Here is a 20,496-nt window from a genome sequence, read left to right on the forward strand (position 1 = left end):
CGTGACCGATTCCGTCAAGGTGCCGATCGTTGCGCCGATGTCGCCCGCATACGCGCATCCGGGCGACGCCGGGGCCGACCTCTGTGCGGCCGAGGCCGTGCAACTGGGTCCGGGCGAGCGCGCGACGATCCCCACGGGGGTCTCCATCGCGCTGCCGGAGGGCTACGCCGGTTTCGTGGTCCCGCGCAGCGGCCTCGCTGCCCGGCACGGGCTCACGATCGTCAACTCGCCCGGAACCGTCGACGCGGGCTACCGTGGCGAGATCCGCGTGACGGTGCTGAACACCGATCGCAATCAGTCGTATGACATTGCGGTGGGCGACCGCATCGCCCAACTGATCGTCATGCCGGTGGCGCGGGCGACATTCGTGCCGGTCGAACGACTTGAGAACAGCCAGAGAGGCACGTCGGGCTTCGGCTCGAGCGGCTACACCGTCTCTCAGACAGGAGAACACGCGTGAGTGATGTCGGAAGCGACGACGCTGCCAATTGGGAAAAGTCCGCCCCCGCCGACCGGGCCGAGGAAGGGCCGCTCGACGAGAACGAGGCAAATCCCGTGCGGCCGTACGTCGATCTCGGCGGGGTGAAGATCCTGCCTCGCGAGGGACTGCATCTGCGTCTCGAGGTTGAGGAGGAGAGCCAGCGCGTGGTTGCCGTTGGCCTCGACTACGCGAACTCGAGCCTGCAGGTGCAGCCGTTCGCGGCGCCGCGCTCCAGCGGCCTGTGGCACGAGATCCGCGCACAAATCGCCGACCAGGTGGAGCGGCAGGGCGGCCGCGCAACCGAGAGAGACGGCGTGTTCGGCCCGGAACTCCTGGCAGAGATCCCTGTCGCACAGGCTCCAGGAGGGGCGACGGATGCGCGGCTCGCGCGATTCATCGGTGTCGACGGTCCGCGCTGGTTCCTGCGCGGCGTCATCGCCGGTGAGGGAGCCGTCTCGCCCGACGCGGCCTCGGCCGTCGAGGATCTCTTCCGCAGCATTGTCGTCGTTCGCGGCAACACGCCCATGCCTCCGCGCGACCTGATTCCGCTTCGGATGCCCTCCGGCAGCGGCCCCGCGGCCCCAGAGCAGATCTGACTGAGCGCCGAATGACGGAGACATACCGGAACGGTGACGGCCGGACGCACGAGGCCGACGACAGCGGCACACCGGCGCTCGGGCAGCCCGTAGCTGACCAGCCGGCAGCCGACCAGCCGACAGCCGAGCAGCCGTCCCTGTCGGCGGCGCTCGGCCAGTCGCTCGCGTCCGCCGCCCGGCGAAGCGGCATCGGCACCCTCGCCGAAGACGAGACCCCGACCGGGCGTGCCATGCTTCAGGCGCTCGGCGGAGTGCGTGGCCTGGCCGAGACCATCCTGCCCGGCCTCGTCTTTCTCGTTCTGTACACGTTCACGAAGAACGTGCCGATCTCCCTCGCCGCGTCCGTCGCCGTCGCCGCCGTGTTCACGATCGTCAGGCTCATCGGCCGCACTCCGGTGACGCAGGCCGTCGCCGGCCTCATCGGCGTCGGCGCATCCGCCATTCTCGCCCTGATCACCGGGCGCGGCGAAGACAACTTCGTGCCCGGGCTGATCACCAACGCGGTCTTCGCGCTCGCGCTTCTCATCTCGATGCTCGTGCGATGGCCCCTGATCGGCCTCGTCGCTGGATTCCTGATGGATCAGGGCACGGCCTGGCGCGAGCACAAGGGCCCCATGCGCGTCATGCAGCTGATCACGTTCGTCTGGGTGCTGATGTTCGTCGCGCGGCTGGCCGTCGAGTTCCCGCTGTACCTTGCCGGCAACATCGAGGCGCTTGCGATCGCCAAGCTGCTCATGGGCATTCCGTTGTACGCGCCGCTTCTGCTGCTGACATGGCTGGCGGTTCGCGCGGTCTTCGGCAAACGGACCGAGGCGCCGGGCAGCGACTGATAGAATTATCTCGACGTCAAGATAGTTTGGGAGAGGGCATTGTGGCTGCACGAGACAGTTTCCACGCGAAGGACACGCTGAAAGTCGCCTCGCGCGACTACGAGATCTACCGCATCGACGCGGTACCGGGCCACGAGAAGCTGCCGTTCAGCCTCAAGATTCTGCTCGAGAACCTTCTGCGTACCGAAGACGGCGCCAACATCACGGCCGAGCACATCTCGGCCATTGGCAATTGGGAGAGCGACGCCGAGCCGTCGACCGAGATCCAGTTCACGCCGGCGCGCGTCGTCATGCAGGACTTCACGGGCGTGCCGTGCATCGTCGACCTCGCAACCATGCGCGAGGCCGTCGCCGAGCTCGGTGGCGACCCGAACAAGATCAACCCGCTCGCCCCGGCCGAACTGGTGATCGACCACTCGGTCATCGCCGATCTCTTCGGCCAGGCCGATTCCTTCGAGCGCAACGTCGATATCGAGTACGAGCGCAACGGCGAGCGATACCAGTTCCTGCGCTGGGGTCAGAGCGCATTCGAGGACTTCAAGGTCGTACCGCCCGGCACCGGAATCGTGCACCAGGTCAACATCGAGCACCTCGCACGTGTGACGTTCACGCGCGAGCTCGACGGCGTCGTGCAGGCGTACCCCGACACGCTCGTCGGCACAGACTCGCACACCACCATGGTCAACGGGCTGGGGGTTCTCGGCTGGGGCGTCGGCGGAATCGAGGCCGAGGCGGCCATGCTCGGCCAGCCTGTCTCCATGCTCATCCCGCGCGTCGTCGGCTTCAAGCTCTCCGGTTCCATTCCCTCCGGGGTCACGGCAACCGACGTGGTGCTCACGATCACTCAGATGCTGCGCGAGCACGGCGTTGTGGGCAAGTTCGTCGAGTTCTATGGGAACGGTGTCGCCCAGGTGCCGCTCGCGAACCGTGCCACCATCGGCAACATGAGCCCGGAGTTCGGTTCCACCGCCGCCATCTTCCCGATCGACGACGTCACACTCGAGTACCTGCGCCTCACGGGTCGCACCGAAGAGCAGATCGCGCTCGTCGAGGCGTACTCGAAGGAGCAGACGCTCTGGCACGACCCTGCCGCAGAGCCGAACTACAGCGAGTACATGGAACTCGACCTCTCCACCGTTGTGCCATCCATCGCCGGGCCGAAGCGCCCGCAGGACCGCATCGAGCTCACCGAGGCCAAGTCGCAGTTCGAGCGCGACCTCGTCAACTACGCGCAGGTCGACCACGACCTGGTCGACCTGACGATCTCCGAGTCCTTCCCGGCATCCGATTCGCCTGAACTCAGCCCGGAAGACGCGCACAGCCACCACGAGCACCACCACCGCAGCCACGCGCCTGCATCGGTCTCGACGCCGACCGACGTGACGCTCGCCGCGGGGGATCACTTCACCATCGACCACGGTGCCGTCGCGATCGCGGCGATCACGTCGTGCACCAACACGTCGAACCCGTCGGTCATGCTCGCTGCGGGCCTGCTCGCCCGCAACGCGAGCAAGAAGGGCCTGAAGGTCAAGCCGTGGGTGAAGACCACGCTCGCGCCCGGCTCCAAGGTCGTCACTGACTACTACGACAAGGCGGGCCTCACCGACTACCTCGAGGATCTCGGCTTCTACCTCGTCGGCTACGGCTGCACGACGTGCATCGGCAACTCGGGGCCCCTGATCGACGAGATCTCGCAGGCGGTGCAGCAGAACGACCTCGCGGTCACCGCGGTGCTCTCGGGCAACCGCAACTTCGAGGGCCGCATCAACCCCGACGTCAAGATGAACTACCTCGCCAGCCCGCCGCTCGTCATCGCGTACGCGCTTGCCGGGTCGATGAACTTCGATTTCGAGGTCGACCCGCTCGGCAAGGATTCCGACGGCAACGACGTGTTCCTGAAGGACATCTGGCCCGACGCCGGTGAGGTGCAGGCCACCATCGACTCGTCGATTAACAAGGAGATGTTCGAGCACGAGTACGCGAGCGTGTTCGACGGCGACGAGCGGTGGCGCTCGCTGCCCACGCCGACCGGCTCGACGTTCGAGTGGAACCCCTCCTCGACGTATGTGCGCAAGCCTCCGTACTTCGAGGGCATGACGATCAACCCCGAGCCCGTGAGCGACATCTCGGGCGCGCGCGTGCTCGCCACCCTCGGCGACTCCGTCACGACCGACCACATCAGCCCGGCGGGCGCGATCAAGGCAGACAGCCCGGCCGGGCACTACCTGGCCGAGCACGGCATCGCCCGTAAGGACTTCAACTCATACGGGTCACGTCGTGGAAATCACGAGGTCATGATCCGCGGCACGTTTGCGAACATCCGCCTGCGTAACCTGCTCCTCGACGACGTCGAGGGCGGCTACACGCGTGACTTCACGCAGCCGGACGGCCCGCAGTCGTTCATCTACGACGCGTCGATGAACTACCAGGCCGAGGGCACTCCTCTCGTGATCCTCGGCGGCAAGGAGTACGGCTCCGGCTCGTCGCGCGACTGGGCGGCGAAGGGCACCACGCTGCTCGGTGTGCACGCCGTGATCGCCGAGAGCTTCGAGCGCATTCACCGCTCGAACCTGATCGGCATGGGCGTCGTTCCGCTGCAGTTCCCGCAGGGGCAGAGCTGGCAGTCGCTCGGGCTCGACGGAACCGAGGTCATCAGCATCACTGGCCTCGAGGAACTCAATGCGGGCACGACGCCGAAGACCGTTCATGTGGTCGCCGAGCCGAGTGCGAACTCACCCGAGGGCGCGAAGAGGATCGAGTTCGACGCCGTCGTGCGCATCGACACCCCCGGAGAAGCCGATTACTACCGCAACGGCGGCATTCTGCAGTACGTGCTGCGCTCGCTCGCTGCATGACGGATGGCACGCCCGAGCGGCGCGCCTAGACTCGAGCGCATGACGATTCTCGAGACGATCCACGGTCCCCGTGACCTCGATCGGCTCTCGAAGCGGGAACTCGCCACGTTGGCGGGCGAGATACGGGAGTATCTCGTCGCCAACGTGGCGAAGACCGGCGGGCACCTCGGCCCGAACCTCGGCGTGGTCGAGACGACCATCGCCATCCACCGGGTGTTCGACTCGCCGCGAGACGCGATCGTGTTCGACACCGGTCACCAGTCCTACGTGCACAAGCTGCTCACCGGCAGGCAGGACTTCAGCGGCCTGCGGCGTCGCGGCGGGCTCGCCGGCTACCCGCAGCGATCCGAGTCTGTGCACGACATCGTCGAGAGCTCCCACGCCTCAAGCTCGCTCTCGTGGGCCGACGGTATCTCCCGCGCGTTCACCATGACGGGGCAGACCGATCGCCACGTCATCGCGGTGGTCGGCGACGGTGCCCTCACCGGCGGCATGACCTGGGAGGCACTCAACAACATCACCGACGACAACTCGCGCAAGCTCATCATCGTCGTCAATGACAACGGCCGCTCCTACGCCCCGACGATCGGCGGCATCGCCCGGTTCCTCAACACCGTGCGGACGAAGCGGGGGTACCGCAAGCTCTACCATGGCAGCCGTCGCGTCTTCGACCGGCTCGGCTCGCCCGGCCGCGCCTTCTATCGCGGGGTGCGCGGCGGCCTGCACGGGTTCCTCAGCAGGTTCAGCAACAACGAGGCCCTCTACTCGAACCTTGACATCAAGTACATCGGCCCGGTGCACGGACACGATCTGGAGGCCATGGAAGAGGCCCTGCGTCAGGCGAAGGGCTACGGTGCACCCGTCATCGTGCACGCCATCACCCAGAAGGGCCGCGGGTACGAGCCGGCCCTGCGCGACACAGCTGACCAGTTCCACTCCGTCGACCGGATCGACCCGGATACGGGCGAACCGCTGACGAAACCTGGCGGGCACTCCTGGACGAGCGTCTTCTCGGACGAGATCCTGAGGCTCGCGGGCGAGGATGAGCGCATCGTGGGCATCACCGCTGCCATGCTGCGACCCACCGGCCTGCATCGCTTCGCCGAGAGGTTCCCCGCGAGGGTGCACGACGTCGGCATCGCCGAGCAGCACGCCGTCACGAGCGCAGCAGGCCTCGCCTTCGGCGGCCTGCACCCCGTCGTCGCCATGTACGCGACATTCATGAACCGGGCGTTCGACCAGATGATGATGGATGTCGGCCTGCACCGCGCCGGAGTGACATTCGTGCTCGACCGCGCCGGCGTCACGGGGCCGGATGGCGCGAGCCATCACGGCATCTGGGATCTCGCGATCCTGCAGGTCGTTCCGCACATTCGCATTGCGGCCCCGCGCGACGACGCGCGTCTGCGTGAGGAGCTCGCGGAGGCCGTACGGGTCGATGACGCTCCCACGGTGCTGCGCTTCCCGAAGGGTGCGGTCGGTGAGGACATCACCGCGCTGCGCCGACTCGACGACGGCGTCGACATTCTGCACGAGGCGGCCTCACGCGACGTGCTCATCGTGCCCGTCGGCGCGATGGCGCCGCTGGCCCTCGAGGTCGCCGCCGGGCTTGAGGCCCAGGGCATCGGCGCCACCGTCGCCGACCCGCGTTGGGTTGTACCGGTTCCCCGGAGCATCATCGACCTCGCCAGGGAGCACCGAATCGTCGCGACCATCGAAGACGGCATTCGGGTCGGCGGCATCGGCACCCGTGTGCGACAGGATCTGCGCGCCGCCGGCGTCGACACCGCTGTCGACGAGCTCGGCCTGCCCGACGAGTTCCTCGAGCACGCCTCCCGCGAGGAGATCCTCGCCGACGCCGGGCTCACCTCCCAGCAGATCACCCGGGATCTCGTCGCCCAGGTTCTCGGAAGCAGGGTGCCGAAGGCCCGACCGCTGCCCGACGAGGCGCGCATCGGCAAGTAGACCTCTCTGCGGTCGAGTAGCTCGTGCACGCGAGCGTGTCGAGACCCCTCGCCGGGTCTCGACACGCGCTTCGCGCTACTCGACCACCGGTGCCTACTGCACGCCCGCGATCGGCGGTGTGTGAAACGTCGAGCCGAAGACCCGCTCACTCGCGCCCACGCGGTCAAGGTAGGGCGTGACTCCGCCCATCTGGAATGGCCAGCCCGCGCCGAGGATCATGCACAGGTCGATGTCCTCCGCTGCGTGCACGACATCGTCCTCGAGCATCCGATGGATCTCATCCGCGAGGCCGTCCTGCACGCGCCGCAGCAGCTCGTCCTCTGACACGGGGTCCTTGCCGACGGTGATCGCCTTCAGGGCGCCCTTATCGATGCCCTTGACCTTGCCCTTCGAGTCCTTCTCGAGCAGCGTGCCGTGATCCGCGAGCTTATGCAGGTTCTCTGAGCGGTAGAACCGATCCGGGAACGCGGCGTGGTGGGTGTCGAGCACGTGCGCACCGACCTTCAGCCCGACGAGGTCGAGAAGGACGGATGGCGACATGGGCAGTCCAAGCGGCGCGAGGGCCTTGTCGACCGACTCGAACGGCGTACCGAGGTCGACCGCGCGCATCGCCTCGCCCAGCAGCTTGGCGAGAACCCGGTTCACCACGAAGCCGGGTGTGTCCCTGGTGATCACGGCGTTCTTCTTCAGGTTCTTCGCCGTAACCATGGCAGTCGACAGGGTAGCCTCGTCGGTCGCCGGCGCCTTGACGACCTCGATGAGCGGCATCACCGCGACTGGGTTGAAGAAGTGGAAGCCCACGAGACGTTCCGGGTGCTCGAGCCGCGCGCCGATCTGCTCGACAGAGAGTGACGAGGTGTTCGTGGCGAGGATCGCCTCCGGCGAGACGTACTTCTCGATCTCGGCGAACACCTGCTGCTTCACGCCCAGTTCCTCGAAGACCGCCTCAATGACCCAGTCGCAGTCCGCGAAGAGGTTCTTGTCGGTCGTGCCGGTCACGAGCGCACGCAGCCGGTTGGCCTCGTCGCCCGAGATGCGCCCCTTGGCTTGAAGCGTGCCGATCTCGTCGTGGATGTAGGCGACACCCTTGTCCACGCGCGCTTGGTCGAGGTCGGTGATGACAACCGGCACCTGCAGGCGCCGAACGAACAGCAGCGCGAATTGGCTGGCCATGAGGCCCGCCCCGATCACGCCGACCTTGCTCACGCGCTTGGCGAGCGACTTGTCCGGCGCGCCGGCCGGCCGCTTCGCCCGCTTCTGAACGAGGTTGAACGCGTACACGCTCGCCTGGAACTGGTCGCCGGAGATGAGGTCCGCCAGGGCCGCATCCTCGCGCTCGAACCCCTCGGCCTTCGTGCCGCTCTTCGCCGCCTTGAGCAGGTCGAGCGCCGTGAACGGCGAGAGGGCGATTTCGCCGATACGCGACGCGACGGCCTTGCGGGCGATCGCGATGGCGGCATCCCACTTCACGGCGCGCTCGAGCTTGCCCGGCTGGTTGGGTCGCTTGACCTGGATCGATCCGCCGAGCACCGCGTCGGCCCAGAGGATCGACTCCTCGAGGAACCGCGCTCCGGCGAAGCCGGCATCCGCGATGCCGAGTTCGAGCACGTCAGGCCCGCGCAGCGTTCGGTTCATCTTGAGCGGGTTCTCGATGACGACCTTCAGTGCGTTCTCGATACCGATGAGGTTCGGCAGCAGGTAGGCGCCGCCCCAGCCGGGAATCAGGCCGAGGAAGACCTCGGGCAGGCCGATGCCCATCGCCGTCAGGTCGACCGTGCGATAGTCGGCGTTGAGACCGATCTCTAGGCCGCCGCCGAGCGCGAGGCCGTTAATGAACACGAACGACGGAACGCCCAGCTCGGAGAGTCCGCCAAGAACATGGTGGCCGAGTTGCGGCAGCAGCGCCGCCACCTGCCGGTTGGGGATGTCGCTGACCCGCGACAGATCGGCGCCGGCCGCGAGAATGAACGGCTTGCCCGTGAGCGCGACCCCGTCGATCTCGCCAGCCGAGGCGCGCCGTCGCAGCTCGCCGAGCGTGTCGCGCAGTTCGAGCAGCGTCATGGGGCCGAGCGTGTTCGGCCTGGTGTGGTCCCGCCCGTTGTCGAGGGTGATCAGCGCGAGCGTGCGCCCGCTCGGCAGCGCGACATCCTTCACGAAGGAGTGCGTCACGACCTCGTCGCTCGAGACCTCGATGAGCGGAGTGAAATCGATGGTGCTGTAGTCCGTCACGTGCCTACGCCTTTCCGTTCCAGTTCGGGTTCTCCCAGATCACGCTGCCGCCCTGGCCGAGGCCGACGCACATGGCCGTGAGCCCGTAGCGCACCTCGGGGTGCTCGACGAACTGCGCCGCCAGCTGGATCATGAGACGAACACCGGATGCCGCCAGCGGGTGCCCGATCGCAATGGCACCGCCCCACTGGTTGACCCTGGGGTCCTCATCATCGATGCCGAAGTGGTCGAGGAACGACAGCACCTGCACGGCGAACGCCTCGTTCAGCTCGAACAGGCCGATGTCGTCGATCGTGAGCCCGGCGCGGCGCAGCGCCTTCTCGGTCGATGGCACCGGGCCGAGGCCCATGATCTCGGGTTCGACGCCGGCGAATGCGAAGCCGACCATGCGCATCTTGGGCGTGAGGCCCAGCTCCTTCGCCGCATCGCCGCTGGCGAGCAGGCTCACGGTGGCGCCGTCGGTCAGGGGAGAGGCGTTGCCAGCCGACACCCGGCCGTGGGGGCGGAACGGCGTGCGCAGACTCGCCAGGCCCTCCATCGTGGTCTCGGGCCGCATGCCCTCGTCACGCGTGGCCAGGCCCCAGCCCGACTCGCTGCGAATCGCGACGGGAACGAGATCCGGCTGGAACTTGCCGGCCTCGTATGCCGCGGCGACCTTCTGCTGGCTGCGCATTCCGAATCGGTCAGAACGTTCCTTGGTGAGGTGCGGGAAGCGGTCGTGGATGCGCTCGGCGGTGATGCCCATGTTCAGCGCGTCGCCGCTCACAAGCTTCTCGGCGAGGAATCGCGGGTTCGGGTCGGCGCCGAAGCCCATCGGATGACGGCCCATGTGTTCCACACCACCCGCGATGCCGAGGTCGTACGCTCCGAAGCCGATCCCGCTGCCGATCGTGGTCACGCTGGTCATCGCCCCGGCGCACATGCGGTCGATGGCGAACCCCGGCACTGACTTGGGGAGGCCGGCGAGAAGCGCGGCAGTGCGGCCGAGTGTCAGGCCCTGGTCGCCCTGCTGGGTGGTCGCCGCGATCGCGACATCGTCGATTCGCTCCTTCGGCACGGCCGGGTTGCGCTCCATGAGCCCGATGATCGCCTTGACGGCGAGATCATCGGCCCGGGTGTTCCAGTACATGCCCTTTTCGCCTGCTCGGCCGAACGGGGTACGCACCCCGTCGACGAAGACGACGTCAGCTCTCTCGGCCACTCTGCCTCCTACGTGTTTCGGATCTTCTTCGATCCTAAGGAGGGCGAGAGGCCAGACGGAATCGTTTGCCTGAACCTACGAAGCGTCTTCGGCGGGCTCCGCAGCGCTTTGGCTGGCTTCGACAAACGCCTGGCTCAAGCGTTGCGCACACGCCTCGATCTGCCACGGACGAGCGTCGTGCTCGCGCATCGCGTCCGCGAGAGCAGCGGGCGTCAGCTCGGCCGGGGGAGACCAGCACAGGCGGCGCACGGCCTCCGGCAGCAACAGGTTCTCCACCGGAATCGACCGCTCCTCGGAGATGGCGGCAAGCGCGGCGCGTGCATGCTTCAGGCGCTCGTGCGCCTCGGGATTGCGCTCGGCCCACGCCCGTGGGGGCGGCATCGTGTCGGCGTGCGGGCGCAGCACCGGCAGGTCGTCAGTCGATACGCCTTCTTCGATGGCCGCCCACCACCGGTCCAGTTCCGTGCGGCTGGCGCGGCCGCTGAATGCCTTCAGTGCGGCAAGGTCACGCTTGGAGGCCGGCATGGCGATGGCTGCCGCGGTGAGCGAGGCATCCGGCACAAGGCGCCCCGGCGAGACGTCGAGTTCGCGGGCAAGCTGGTCACGCGCCTCCCAGAGCGAGCGGGCGACGGCGAGCGAGCGCAACCCGCGGATCGAGTGCACGCCTGAGAGCCGGCGCCACGGCTCCGCCCTGGCCGGTTTCGGCTTCTTGTCGAGCTCGGCCTGGAACTCCTGCGCCGCGATCTCGGCCTTGCCCGCGGCATCCAGCATCTCTGCCTCGATGTCGCGCAGGTCAACGAGCAGTTCCACGTCGAGAGCGGCGTAGGTCAGCCAGGACTGCGGCAACGGCCGTGTCGACCAGTCGGCTGCCGAATGCTCCTTGGCGAGATGGATGCCGAGCAGCTCCTCCACAACAGTGCCGAGGCCCACGCGCGGCATGCCGAGCAGCCGAGCCGAGAGCTCGGTGTCGAAGATGGTGTGCGGGTCGAGCCCGACCTCACGCAGGCAGGGGAGATCCTGGCTTGCGGCGTGCAGAACCCACTCGTCGCCGCCGATGACGGCGTTCAGGTCGTCGAGGCGGCCCAGTGCGGGAGGGTCGAGCAGGAACGTGCCGGAGCCTCGGCGGAAGATCTGAATGAGGTAAGCGCGTTGGGAGTAGCGGAATCCGGAGGCGCGCTCCGCGTCGACGGCGAGCGGCCCGTGACCCGAGGCCAGAGCCTCGATCGCGAGGGCGTACGCCTCGGGTGTGTCGACGACGTCGCGATCAGTCACGCGCGCTCCTTCGGGTCTTCATCAGACTCACCCCCTCGGTCGTGGGTGGCAGGCCTGCGAGCATACACAGCAGTTCACCCCAGCCTGCCACGTGGGCCGAGACATCCGCCTCAAGGGGGGTCCAGGATGCGCGCAGCTCAATCTGCGCCCCGTCACCCTGGGCGGCCAACTCACCGAAGCCGGTCGAGATGATCTTCGTGGCGGTGCCGGACGCCGAGCTGTACTTGGCACCGCGCTCCTCGAGCGCATCGACGAGCCATGACCAGGCGACATCGGCAAGGAACGGGTCGAGCCCGATCTCCGTCTCCAGTGGTGCCTGCGCGAAGCACACCACGCGAAAACGACCGCCCCACGCCTCCTGCCCTTCGGGGTCGTAGAGCAGCACGAAGCGGCCGGTGCCGAGGTCGGAGTCGGTGCCGTGGTGCGAGGGGCGCACGTCGGCAGAGAGCGCCGCGGAGTATGGTGCGAGCTGGCCCGGCGCCGGAATCTCGGTGATCGCCAGGTCGTCTCGCGACTCGGTTCGCCTGATCGACTCGAGCGCGGCGGCGAACTCCGCGGGTACGTTTGGCGCTGACGGTGAATTCGGCACGTATCGAAGACTAGAGTTCTACGGCGACGGATCGGCTGAGCCACGCCGCCACGGGGCGCTGCGGGTGCGCATCGGGCGATGCGGCACGAGGGGAGACACGCGGGTGAGGCAGCTGGCGAGAAGCGGTCGGGCGGGCACGGCGAGGCCGGGTGTGCTCGTCGCTCTGGTCTCCACGCTCGCCATCGTGGGCGCGGCGACGCTGGCGATCGGCGCCGTCATGGTGCGGGTCGCCCGCATGGTCACCATTCCCGCCAGGCGGCGTGACTACGACATCGACGTTCTCGATATCGACACGGATGCCGGTGAGATCACCCTTTCCCGCACGGCCGACACCGTCGTGCCCGGCCGCTATGGGCTTCTGACTGCGGGCGAGGCGGCATACGCCCGCATCGGTGGCGTACGGCGCAGCACGGGGTCATCGGTGACGCGCACGCTCGAGCGCGTCGAGCGCGGGCGCATCCACGCCGGGGACCGCGCCCACTGGTGGGGCTATTACTACCGCTCGCCCTCGGAGCTGGGCCATCCGTATGACGATGTACGCATCGAGGGCGAACTCGGTGAGGCGCCCGCGTGGTTGATCCGGCAGCCTGCCGGCGCCGACGTGTGGGCGATCGTCGTGCACGGCCGCGGGGCCACGCGTGAGGAAGGGCTGCGCGCCGTGCAGCCGCTGCTCGAGTCGGGCTGCAGCGTGCTGCTCGTGTCGTGTCGCAACGATGGTGAGGCGCCCGCGAGTGCGGACGGCCGCTACGGCCTCGGCGAGAGTGAGTGGCACGACGTCGAGGCCGCGATCGAATACGCCGTCGCGCAGGGCGCCACCGGCGTCGTGCTCATGGGCTTCTCGATGGGCGGCGCCATCGTTCTGCAGACCGTCATGCGTGCGGCGAACCGCGACGCCGTGCGTGCCGTCGTGCTCGACTCGCCGGTCGTCGACTGGGTCGACACGCTCATATTCCAGGCGCAGCTGATGCGCCTTCCCGCCCCGGTGACGCGGGGAGCGATGCGGCTGATCGGCTCGTCGTGGGCGCGGCCGCTCACCGGCCAGAGCGCCGTCGTCGACCTGCCTGTTCTCAACTTCGTCGCGCGCGCCGACGAGTTGTCGCTGCCCGTGCTCATCATGCACAGCGACGACGACGGCTACGTTCCGGCAACGGCCTCGCACCTGCTGGCAGCACTGCGGCCCGACATCGTCACGCTCATGACGTTCACGACCGCCAGGCACACTCGGCTGTGGAACTACGACGCGCAGAGATGGAGCTCCGGCATCCGTGATTGGCTGTCACAGCAGCTCTGACGGCACGGCACCTCTGACGGCACGGCACCTCTGCCAGCACAGCGCAGCATCGCCGGCGTCAGGAGAGTGCGGCGGCCTTCACCGTGACCTGGCGCTTCGTGCGGCCGAGCATGCCGCTCATGCCCCGCACGCGCAGCGGCGAGACCGCCTGCGCGAGGCCGAGCATCTGCGGGTAGTCGTCGGGAACGGCGAGAACCTCTTCGACCGTGAGACCGCTCAGCCCCTGCACGAGGATGGACGCGAAGCCGCGCGTCGTCGGCGACTCACGGGGTGCGGTGGCGTACAGGTGTACCACGCGGTCGTCGCCCACCTCGACGAAGAGGTACACGGGGGACTGGCACTCCTCGACCTTCTCGAGCAGGTCAGGGTGTTCGCGGTACGTCTCCGGCAGCTCGGGCAGCTCGTTCGCGAACTCGAGCAGCAACTGCAGCCGTGTCTGCAGTTCCAGCTCGAGAAAGTCGTCGCGAATCTGCGCGAGAGTGGGCGGCAGGTCTCTCTCAGTCATCGTCTCCAGTATTCCACCGGATGCCGCGAGCCCTCAGCGCCTCGGCGCCTCGCCGGGCTCGCTTCCCAGCGCGATCGGCACACGAACGGCGCTGCCCCACTCTGTCCACGACCCGTCGTAATTGCGCACGTTCTCGAAGCCGAGCAGATGGGTCAGCACGAACCACGTGTGGCTCGAGCGCTCACCGATTCGGCAGTATGCGATGACGTCGTCGCCCTCCTTCAGACCAGCGTCGCCGAGGTAGATGCCCTCGAGCTCCTCGCGCCGCTTGAATGTGGCGTCGGGGGCCGCGGCCCGCGCCCACGGAACCGAGGCGGCGGAGGGGATGTGGCCGGGGCGCAGCGCGTTCTCGGTCGGGTAGCCGGGAATCTCGGTGCGCTCGCCGCTGTATTCCTCGGGGCTGCGCACGTCGATGAGCGGCTTGCCGAAGTGGGCGAGCACGTCCTCCTTGAAGGCCCTGATGACGCTGTCGTCGCGCTCGACGACGGGGTATTCGACGGGCGTGGGGGTGGAGGCCTCCGTCGTGATGGCGCGGCCGTCGGCGATCCACTTGTCGCGTCCGCCGTCGAGCAGGCGCACGTCTTCATGGCCGAACAGGGTGAAGACCCACAGCGCGTATGCGGCCCACCAGTTGTTCTTGTCTCCGTAGATGACCACCGTGGCGTCGCGGGCGATGCCCTTTGATCCCAGCAGACGCGCAAACGCCTCACCCTGCACGTAGTCGCGCTCGACGGGGTCGTTGAGGTCGGTGTGCCAGTCGATCTTGACCGCCCCGGGAATGTGCCCCGTCTCATACAGCAGTACGTCTTCGTCGGACTCGACGACAACCAGAGACGGCGCGCCGAGGTTCGCTTCGAGCCAGTCGCCGCTCACCAGACGTTCCGGGTGCGCGTACTGTGCGAACTCCGGCGACGGGTCACGATCAACGGACATCTTCTACCTCCTGCGCCCCGTGGGGCGGATGTGTGTGGCTGGTCTCGGATTAGGCTTTGACTGCCCGGATCCACTATCGACCATACGCACCGCGCCGACGCGCGTGCATGGATCCGTAAGACTACGACACAAAGGTACCGCCGCATCCATGACCGAGGCCGCCATCGCCCGCCCGACGCACCTGACCGAGATTTCTCCCCGCATCTCCGGCACCGCGATGGCGAAGGAGCTCGTGCCGCCGCCGCAGTTCGCCCACGCGAGCTTCGAGAGCTACCGCCCCGATCGTGACTACCCATCGCAGGCCGCCGCCGTGGCGGAGCTGAAGGAATTCGCGGCGTCGTGGCAGCCTGCCAGGCCGTCGGGGCTCTTCAGCTGGGCCCGGCGCCGGGGCGATGACGACCGGCTGCCGGGCGTGTACCTCGATGGCGGTTTCGGGGTCGGCAAGACCCACCTGCTCGCCGCGCTGTGGCATGCGGCGCCGGGCCCCAAGTTCTACGGCACGTTCATCGAGTACACCGCCATCGTCGGCGCGCTCGGGTATGCGGGCGCCGTCACGCTGCTGACCGGCTCTACCCTCATCTGCATCGACGAGTTCGAACTCGACGACCCCGGCGACACCATGATGATGACCAGGATGCTCGGCGAGCTCGTCGCGTCGGGGACCCGTGTCGCGGCGACCTCGAACACGCCGCCGAACGCGCTCGGCGAGGGCCGGTTCGCGGCCGCCGACTTCCTGCGTGAGATCCAGGCGCTCTCCTCGAACTTCACGACCATCCGCATCGACGGCCTCGACTACCGCAGGCGCGACACTGAGTCGGGTGCGCACGCTGTCGGCGATGACGAGCTGAACCGCACCGTCGCCGCGCTGGCCGAGCGTGGCGAGAGAGTGAGCACGGATGCGTTCGCCTCCCTCATCGCACACCTCGCCTCCGTGCACCCCGCCGCGTACGCCGGGCTCATCACCGGCCTCGACGTGATCGCCCTGTCTGACGTCACCGTTCTGCACGACCAGACCGACGCGCTGCGGCTCGTCGCCTTCATCGACCGCGTCTACGACGCCGAGATCCCGCTCATCGCGTCCGGCACGCCGCTCAGCGACATCTTCGACGCAGAGATGCTGCAGGGCGGCTATCGCAAGAAGTACCTGCGGGCCGTCTCACGCATGATCGCCTTGACGAACGGAGAGATTCCCCCGCACGATTCGTAACGAGCAGGAAACACCGGCGTAGGAGGAGCGAAACGCGCCGCGGGCAGACTGACGGAACCGGCGGGGCGCATCCGCTGAGCAATTGATCGGTACTGCAGACGCAAGGGAGATCCATGGTGTTACACACAGCATCCGAAACGGCTTCGGTCGGTCTCGACTCGCTTTGGCTCCTCGTCTCGGCCGCGTTCGTGCTGCTGATGACGCCGGGCGTCGCCTTCTTCTATGGCGGCATGGTGCGCGCGAAGAGCGTCGTCAGCATGATGATGATGAGCTTCGGCGCCATGGCGCTCGTCGGCGTCATCTGGGTCGTCTACGGCTACGGTCTCGTGTTCGGCAAGCCGCTGATCCCGCACTGGCTCGGCGATCCGTTCTCGGCGATCGGGCTGCAGAACCTGGTCGGCGGGCCGAACGGCCCCGACCTGAACGGGCTGGCCTTCGCCGGGTTCCAGGCGACGTTCGCGATCATCGCGGTCGCCCTGATCTCGGGTGCCATCGCCGACCGGGCCAAGTTCGGAGCGTGGCTGGTCTTCGCCGGCATCTGGGTGACGGTGGTCTACTTCCCGGTCGCGTACTGGGTCTTCAATCTGGCAGACGGATGGGCAGTCTCTCTCGGCGTCAACGACTTCGCGGGCGGTACCGCCGTGCACATCAACGCCGGGGCCGCGGGGCTCGCCCTCGCCCTCGTGCTCGGCAAGCGTGTGGGGTTCCGCAAGGGCTTCGACAAGCCGCATAACGTGCCGCTCACGCTTCTCGGTGCGGCGCTGCTGTGGTTCGGCTGGTTCGGCTTCAACGCGGGCTCCGAGGGTGCCGTCGACGGCATCGCGGCGCTCGCCTGGATCAATACGCTCGCGGCACCGGCCGCGGCGACGCTGGGCTGGCTCATCGTGGAGAAGATCCGCGACGACAAGCCGACCTCCATCGGCGCGGCCTCAGGGGCCGTGGCGGGTCTCGTCGCCATCACGCCCGCCTGCAACATCCTGACGCCGCTATGGGCCATCGTGCTCGGGGTGATCGCGGGTGCCGTCTGCGCCCTCGCCATCGACCTGAAGTTCCGGTTCGGCTTCGACGACTCGCTCGATGTCGTCGGCATCCACCTGGTCGGCGGCCTCATCGGCACCATCTACATCGGAATCTTCGGCACCGGCATCGGCCTCATCTACACGGGCTCGCTCGTGCAGCTGTGGGTACAGGCCCTCGCGGCCTTCGGCGTCATGATCTACTCGTTCGGTATCGCGTGGGTGATCGGGGTCGTCATACAGAAGACGATGGGCTTCCGCATCCGCAATGAAGACGAGCTGGCGGGTGTCGACACGGCCGTTCACGGCGAGGAGGGGTACGTGCTCGACCGGGTGTGATCCCGACCTGCCACGTTCCGTGAGGGCGCGCCGCCGCGGCGGGGCGCCCTCACGCATCCGTGCCCGTGCCCGTGTTCGGTGCTTCAGCCGCCGAACCCGGCGCGGTCCACTCGGCGGTGGTAGCGCATGCCGGCGAGCCCGCCGACGATAGCGCCGACCAGGCTCGCGATGGCGACCAGAACGGCCGTGATGACGCCGAGCGTGGTGAGCGTGCCCTCGTCGATCGGGATACGCGGGAACGCGTTGACCGATCCGAGAATGTTGTACTGCGCGCCGCCGATGGCGCCGATGATCGCCACGATGATCGCCACGGCGACGGCCCACAGCCAGACCGTGAAGCCCTGGCGGATGCCGTTGAAGCGGGCCATGCGGCCGGCCACGTAGCCGCCGCAGTAGTACGCGATCAGCGCGATGACGATGAGGGCGATGCAGCCGCCGATGCCGACCGAGGCGGCATTGTCGCTCGCGGCTTGGCCCGCCTTGTCGCTGTTGCCGTTGTTGGTACCGAGGGCGACCGCGACGCCGGTTGCGGCCACGAGGGCGGCGAGCAGCACGGCGATGCCCATGGCGGCGAGCCAGCCGAAGAAGGCCGAGCCGACCTTGACACCGCCGAAGCGGGCCTCCTCGCGGGCGACGACGTCTTCGCGAATCGCGGCCCCCGATGGCACGGGCGCCGCGGCATGGCGGTGGTCTCCGGTGTCTACGGTGTCTACGGTGTCGTCATCGCGCGAGTCCGCCACTCGCGCGTCGGCTGCCCGTGCGTCGGCCGCCCGTGCGTCGGCCGCCCGTGCGTCGGCCGCCCGTCGCTCCGCAGGGTCACGCTGCTCCGGTGTAGTCATGGGATCTTCCCCTCTCGTTCCTGCCTCCAGTCAAGGCGTTCTGGCGCCGACCGCAAGGGGTGCGGGGACGGCTGGCATACTCGAGAGGTGAGTGGAGCATCCGCCGTAGCGTCACTGCGAGAGGCCGTCACGCGCCTGCCCGCGGGCTCGTTCGCGTTCGTGATGGCCACCGGAATCGTCTCCACGGCGCTCAACACGGTGGGGGCCGGCGTGCTCTCGATCGCGCTGCTCGTGGTGGCCGTCGTCGGGGGAGCGGCACTGGCGATCGCGTTGGCATGGCGGGCGGCGATCGCCCCGGCGCGCCTGCGAGCCGACGTGCGAAGCCCGTCGCGGGCGTTCGGGTTCCTCACCATCGTGGCGGCCGTGAACGTGGTCGCGGTGCGTTTGCATGGGGCGGATGCCGCGGGTGCCGCCATCGCCCTGACACTTCTCGGCGTGCCTCTCTGGCTGTTGCTCGGCTACGGCGTTCCGGCGACGCTGATCCTGCAGCGGCGCACACGCTCGGCCGTGGCATCGGCGGACGGCAGCTGGTTCCTGTGGGTAGTGGCGACGCAATCGGTCGCGACCGCGGTCGGCACGGTGGCCGTGCATGACGACGCGGAGTTCCTCGCCGCGTTCGCGGTCGCCCTGTGGGGCATCGGCGTGATGCTGTACCTCATGCTGGCCACGCTCGTGATCCTGCGGCTGCTCGCGGCGTCGGCGTCACCGGGGGCGCTGAACCCGTCGTACTGGATCTACATGGGTGCAACAGCCATCACCGTGCTGGCTGGTTCGGTGATCCTCACGCTGCCCAGCGACCTGCCCATCGTCGCCGCCACGCGGTCTGTGGTCTCGGGGCTCACCTACGTGCTGTGGGCGTTCGGGCTCTGGTGGATTCCGCTGCTCGTCGTGTTCGGCGTCTGGCGGCACGCCGTGCGGCGAGTGCGTCTGCGCTATGACACGTCGCTGTGGAGCATCGTGTTCCCGCTCGGCATGTTCGCGGTCGCGAGCATCCACTTCGGTCGCGTGGAGCACCTGCCGCTCATGGTAGGACTCGGCACCGTCGGCGCCGGAGTCGCCGGCATCGCCTGGCTGCTGGTGTTCGGCGCGATGGCGGCGCGCGCCGTTCGGTCGCTGCTCCGTGCACCAACGGCAGTCGGATGACGCGCCAGCCGAGCCGATGGCCGGTGCACGAGGCGCGGCATGGTCGCCCGTACCCCCGGGAGATGATGATGATGATGATGATGATGATGATGAGGGTGGGCGATACCGGACTCGAACCGATGACCTCTTCCGTGTGAAGGAAGCGCGCTACCAACTGCGCCAATCGCCCGTCTGCGCCATCCGCTCGGTGAGCCGAGGCGCGTGTAGATACTAGCCGAGGTTCGTGTCGTCGCGCACATCGATGCCGGGCTCACGCGCGCCCCTTCGGTCGCCTCGGCCGAGCGTTCCAGAGGCGGCTTCGCGAAAACTGGGAGGCTGCCGAAATGACGCCCGTGTCGGTTTGAATATGGCGTGGGCAATCGGCTAGAGTCTCAAAGCACGCAGAAATGCGCGCAACGCGGATGTGGCGCAGTGGTAGCGCATCACCTTGCCAAGGTGAGGGTCGCGAGTTCGAATCTCGTCATCCGCTCGAATGGAATCGCACTCTCGGGTGCGGTTCTCTTCATTTGGTGGTGAACCCAACACGGTGGATTGGCCGAGAGGCGAGGCAGCGGCCTGCAAAGCCGTATACACGGGTTCGAATCCCGTATCCACCTCCATTCCCGGCAACATGTACTGTTCGGGAAATGGGCGATTGGCGCAGCGGTAGCGCGCTTCCCTGACACGGAAGAGGTCACTGGTTCGATCCCAGTATCGCCCACCACAAACTTGTACCGAACCAGCGTGAGCGCCAACAGGCGATCGCGTTGCTCTTTCCCAATCGCACGCGCTCGTTCGCGGGTCTTGTGACGCTTCCGTGCCCTGCGGTTGCTGCTGCCGGCTGGAATGTCGGTGGTGGGGTGTTGGATTGGTTCATGGACGAGATCGAGGAGTTCGATAGCGAGGCCGAGGCGGTCCCGCCGATGGACTGCGATCCGGCATCTCGTATCGATCTGTGCCTGGCCCGGGCCGAGTACTCGGCCGCCGCGGCCGCACGCCAGACCGCGAACCAGCTCGCCGCCCTCGATGACGCCCTGCACGAGGCGGCCGAGAACCCGGGCGTGTTCATCGACACGCGCGCGTGCTCGCCACGGGACGCTGAAGCGTCCCGGGTTTGATGCCGCATCCTTTTGAGTTGAAGGATGTATGTCATGCCTAAGAAGATCGATTCTGCGTTGCGTGAGCGCGCTGTCCGGTTGGTGCGGGAGCACCGGTCGGAGTATCCG

At 67.7% G+C, this 20,496-nt stretch carries 17 protein-coding genes, 4 tRNA genes and 1 pseudogene; 13 read left to right on the forward strand and 9 right to left on the reverse strand.

Features of this window, described 5'->3' with window-relative positions; all coding sequences use genetic code 11:
• The first annotated feature begins 1 nt into the window (after position 1).
• Genes dut through dxs form a run of 5 tightly spaced genes read left to right on the forward strand, consistent with a single transcriptional unit; the run spans position 2 to position 6,727 of the window.
• Positions 2-460, forward strand: a complete 459-nt coding sequence (dut, locus tag OSC27_RS09145; protein WP_267181126.1) for a dUTP diphosphatase — start codon at positions 2-4, stop codon at positions 458-460.
• Entirely contained in the window at positions 457-1,077 is a 621-nt protein-coding gene (locus tag OSC27_RS09150; RefSeq protein ID WP_267181127.1) for a DUF3710 domain-containing protein, read from the forward strand. The genes dut and OSC27_RS09150 overlap by 4 nt, the downstream gene beginning before the upstream one ends.
• A gap of 11 nt (positions 1,078-1,088) precedes the next feature.
• Positions 1,089-1,907 (forward strand): DUF3159 domain-containing protein, encoded by an 819-nt coding sequence (locus OSC27_RS09155; RefSeq protein ID WP_267181128.1) that lies wholly within the window; start codon positions 1,089-1,091, stop codon positions 1,905-1,907.
• A 41-nt stretch (positions 1,908-1,948) separates the two neighbouring features.
• Positions 1,949-4,762, forward strand: a complete 2,814-nt coding sequence (gene acnA, locus OSC27_RS09160) for an aconitate hydratase AcnA (RefSeq protein ID WP_267181129.1) — start codon at positions 1,949-1,951, stop codon at positions 4,760-4,762.
• Positions 4,763-4,801: 39 nt separating this feature from the next.
• Positions 4,802-6,727: a 1-deoxy-D-xylulose-5-phosphate synthase gene (gene dxs, locus OSC27_RS09165; protein WP_267181130.1), complete on the forward strand. Its 1,926-nt coding sequence runs from the start codon at positions 4,802-4,804 to the stop codon at positions 6,725-6,727.
• Between the two features lie 93 nt (positions 6,728-6,820).
• Here dxs and OSC27_RS09170 read toward each other — a convergent pair whose 3' ends face one another.
• From OSC27_RS09170 to OSC27_RS09185, 4 genes are all read right to left on the reverse strand, one after another.
• Positions 6,821-8,956 carry a 3-hydroxyacyl-CoA dehydrogenase NAD-binding domain-containing protein gene (locus OSC27_RS09170; RefSeq protein WP_267181131.1) on the reverse strand — a complete coding sequence of 712 codons (2,136 nt, stop codon included), beginning with the start codon at positions 8,954-8,956 and terminating at the stop codon, positions 6,821-6,823.
• A gap of 4 nt (positions 8,957-8,960) precedes the next feature.
• Positions 8,961-10,157 (reverse strand): thiolase family protein, encoded by a 1,197-nt coding sequence (locus tag OSC27_RS09175; RefSeq protein ID WP_267181132.1) that lies wholly within the window; start codon positions 10,155-10,157, stop codon positions 8,961-8,963.
• Between the two features lie 75 nt (positions 10,158-10,232).
• Positions 10,233-11,429, reverse strand: a complete 1,197-nt coding sequence (locus OSC27_RS09180; RefSeq protein WP_267181133.1) for an HRDC domain-containing protein — start codon at positions 11,427-11,429, stop codon at positions 10,233-10,235.
• Positions 11,422-12,018: a DUF3000 domain-containing protein gene (locus OSC27_RS09185; protein ID WP_267181134.1), complete on the reverse strand. Its 597-nt coding sequence runs from the start codon at positions 12,016-12,018 to the stop codon at positions 11,422-11,424. The genes OSC27_RS09180 and OSC27_RS09185 overlap by 8 nt, the downstream gene beginning before the upstream one ends.
• Positions 12,019-12,121: 103 nt before the next feature.
• Here OSC27_RS09185 and OSC27_RS09190 point away from each other — a divergent pair, with 103 nt between their 5' ends.
• Entirely contained in the window at positions 12,122-13,309 is a 1,188-nt protein-coding gene (locus tag OSC27_RS09190; protein WP_267181135.1) for an alpha/beta hydrolase family protein, read from the forward strand.
• A gap of 58 nt (positions 13,310-13,367) precedes the next feature.
• Here OSC27_RS09190 and OSC27_RS09195 read toward each other — a convergent pair whose 3' ends face one another.
• Both OSC27_RS09195 and OSC27_RS09200 read right to left on the reverse strand, forming a co-directional pair.
• The gene (locus tag OSC27_RS09195) at positions 13,368-13,814 is read right to left on the reverse strand and encodes a SufE family protein (protein ID WP_267181136.1); all 447 of its coding nucleotides are present in this window, start codon (positions 13,812-13,814) and stop codon (positions 13,368-13,370) included.
• A gap of 33 nt (positions 13,815-13,847) precedes the next feature.
• Positions 13,848-14,747 (reverse strand): sulfurtransferase, encoded by a 900-nt coding sequence (locus OSC27_RS09200; protein WP_267181137.1) that lies wholly within the window; start codon positions 14,745-14,747, stop codon positions 13,848-13,850.
• 148 nt (positions 14,748-14,895) lie between these two features.
• Between OSC27_RS09200 and zapE the strand changes: the two genes are divergently transcribed.
• Positions 14,896-15,954, forward strand: coding sequence for a cell division protein ZapE (gene zapE / locus OSC27_RS09205; protein ID WP_267181138.1), 1,059 nt, complete (start codon positions 14,896-14,898; stop codon positions 15,952-15,954).
• On the opposite strand, the pseudogene OSC27_RS14500 reads toward zapE, so the two are convergent.
• Positions 15,954-16,025: pseudogene (locus tag OSC27_RS14500) on the reverse strand (hypothetical protein); the annotation flags it as partial. The gene zapE and the pseudogene OSC27_RS14500 sit on opposite strands and share 1 nt — an antisense overlap.
• Before the next feature lie 42 nt (positions 16,026-16,067).
• Between OSC27_RS14500 and OSC27_RS09210 the strand changes: the two are divergent.
• On the forward strand, positions 16,068-17,309 hold the full coding sequence (locus OSC27_RS09210; RefSeq protein ID WP_267181139.1) for an ammonium transporter: 1,242 nt from the start codon (positions 16,068-16,070) through the stop codon (positions 17,307-17,309).
• A gap of 83 nt (positions 17,310-17,392) precedes the next feature.
• Here OSC27_RS09210 and OSC27_RS09215 read toward each other — a convergent pair whose 3' ends face one another.
• Positions 17,393-18,148, reverse strand: coding sequence for a hypothetical protein (locus tag OSC27_RS09215; RefSeq protein ID WP_267181140.1), 756 nt, complete (start codon positions 18,146-18,148; stop codon positions 17,393-17,395).
• 87 nt (positions 18,149-18,235) lie between these two features.
• Between OSC27_RS09215 and OSC27_RS09220 the strand changes: the two genes are divergently transcribed.
• Entirely contained in the window at positions 18,236-19,291 is a 1,056-nt protein-coding gene (locus OSC27_RS09220) for a tellurite resistance/C4-dicarboxylate transporter family protein (RefSeq protein WP_267181141.1), read from the forward strand.
• A 96-nt stretch (positions 19,292-19,387) separates the two neighbouring features.
• Here OSC27_RS09220 and OSC27_RS09225 read toward each other — a convergent pair.
• Positions 19,388-19,460: transfer RNA gene (locus OSC27_RS09225), tRNA-Val, on the reverse strand.
• A gap of 228 nt (positions 19,461-19,688) precedes the next feature.
• Between OSC27_RS09225 and OSC27_RS09230 the strand changes: the two genes are divergently transcribed.
• From OSC27_RS09230 to OSC27_RS09245, 4 genes are all read left to right on the forward strand, one after another.
• A tRNA-Gly gene (locus tag OSC27_RS09230) sits at positions 19,689-19,760 on the forward strand.
• Positions 19,761-19,816: 56 nt separating this feature from the next.
• Positions 19,817-19,890: transfer RNA gene (locus OSC27_RS09235), tRNA-Cys, on the forward strand.
• Between the two features lie 29 nt (positions 19,891-19,919).
• A tRNA-Val gene (locus OSC27_RS09240) sits at positions 19,920-19,994 on the forward strand.
• Between the two features lie 151 nt (positions 19,995-20,145).
• Positions 20,146-20,388 (forward strand): hypothetical protein, encoded by a 243-nt coding sequence (locus OSC27_RS09245; protein ID WP_267181142.1) that lies wholly within the window; start codon positions 20,146-20,148, stop codon positions 20,386-20,388.
• The last annotated feature ends 108 nt before the right edge of the window (positions 20,389-20,496 follow it).

The organism is Microbacterium sp. STN6 (assembly GCF_026410545.1).
Classification (GTDB): domain Bacteria; phylum Actinomycetota; class Actinomycetes; order Actinomycetales; family Microbacteriaceae; genus Root112D2.

Coding starts and splice junctions, on each gene's coding strand:
- OSC27_RS09155 (WP_267181128.1), top strand. CDS start 1,089: ATGACGGAGACATACCGGAACGGTGACGGCCGGACGCACGAGGCCGAC.
- OSC27_RS09210 (WP_267181139.1), top strand. CDS start 16,068: ATGGTGTTACACACAGCATCCGAAACGGCTTCGGTCGGTCTCGACTCG.
- OSC27_RS09200 (WP_267181137.1), bottom strand. CDS start 14,747: ATGTCCGTTGATCGTGACCCGTCGCCGGAGTTCGCACAGTACGCGCAC.
- zapE (WP_267181138.1), top strand. CDS start 14,896: ATGACCGAGGCCGCCATCGCCCGCCCGACGCACCTGACCGAGATTTCT.
- OSC27_RS09215 (WP_267181140.1), bottom strand. CDS start 18,148: ATGACTACACCGGAGCAGCGTGACCCTGCGGAGCGACGGGCGGCCGAC.
- OSC27_RS09245 (WP_267181142.1), top strand. CDS start 20,146: ATGGACGAGATCGAGGAGTTCGATAGCGAGGCCGAGGCGGTCCCGCCG.
- dxs (WP_267181130.1), top strand. CDS start 4,802: ATGACGATTCTCGAGACGATCCACGGTCCCCGTGACCTCGATCGGCTC.
- OSC27_RS09195 (WP_267181136.1), bottom strand. CDS start 13,814: ATGACTGAGAGAGACCTGCCGCCCACTCTCGCGCAGATTCGCGACGAC.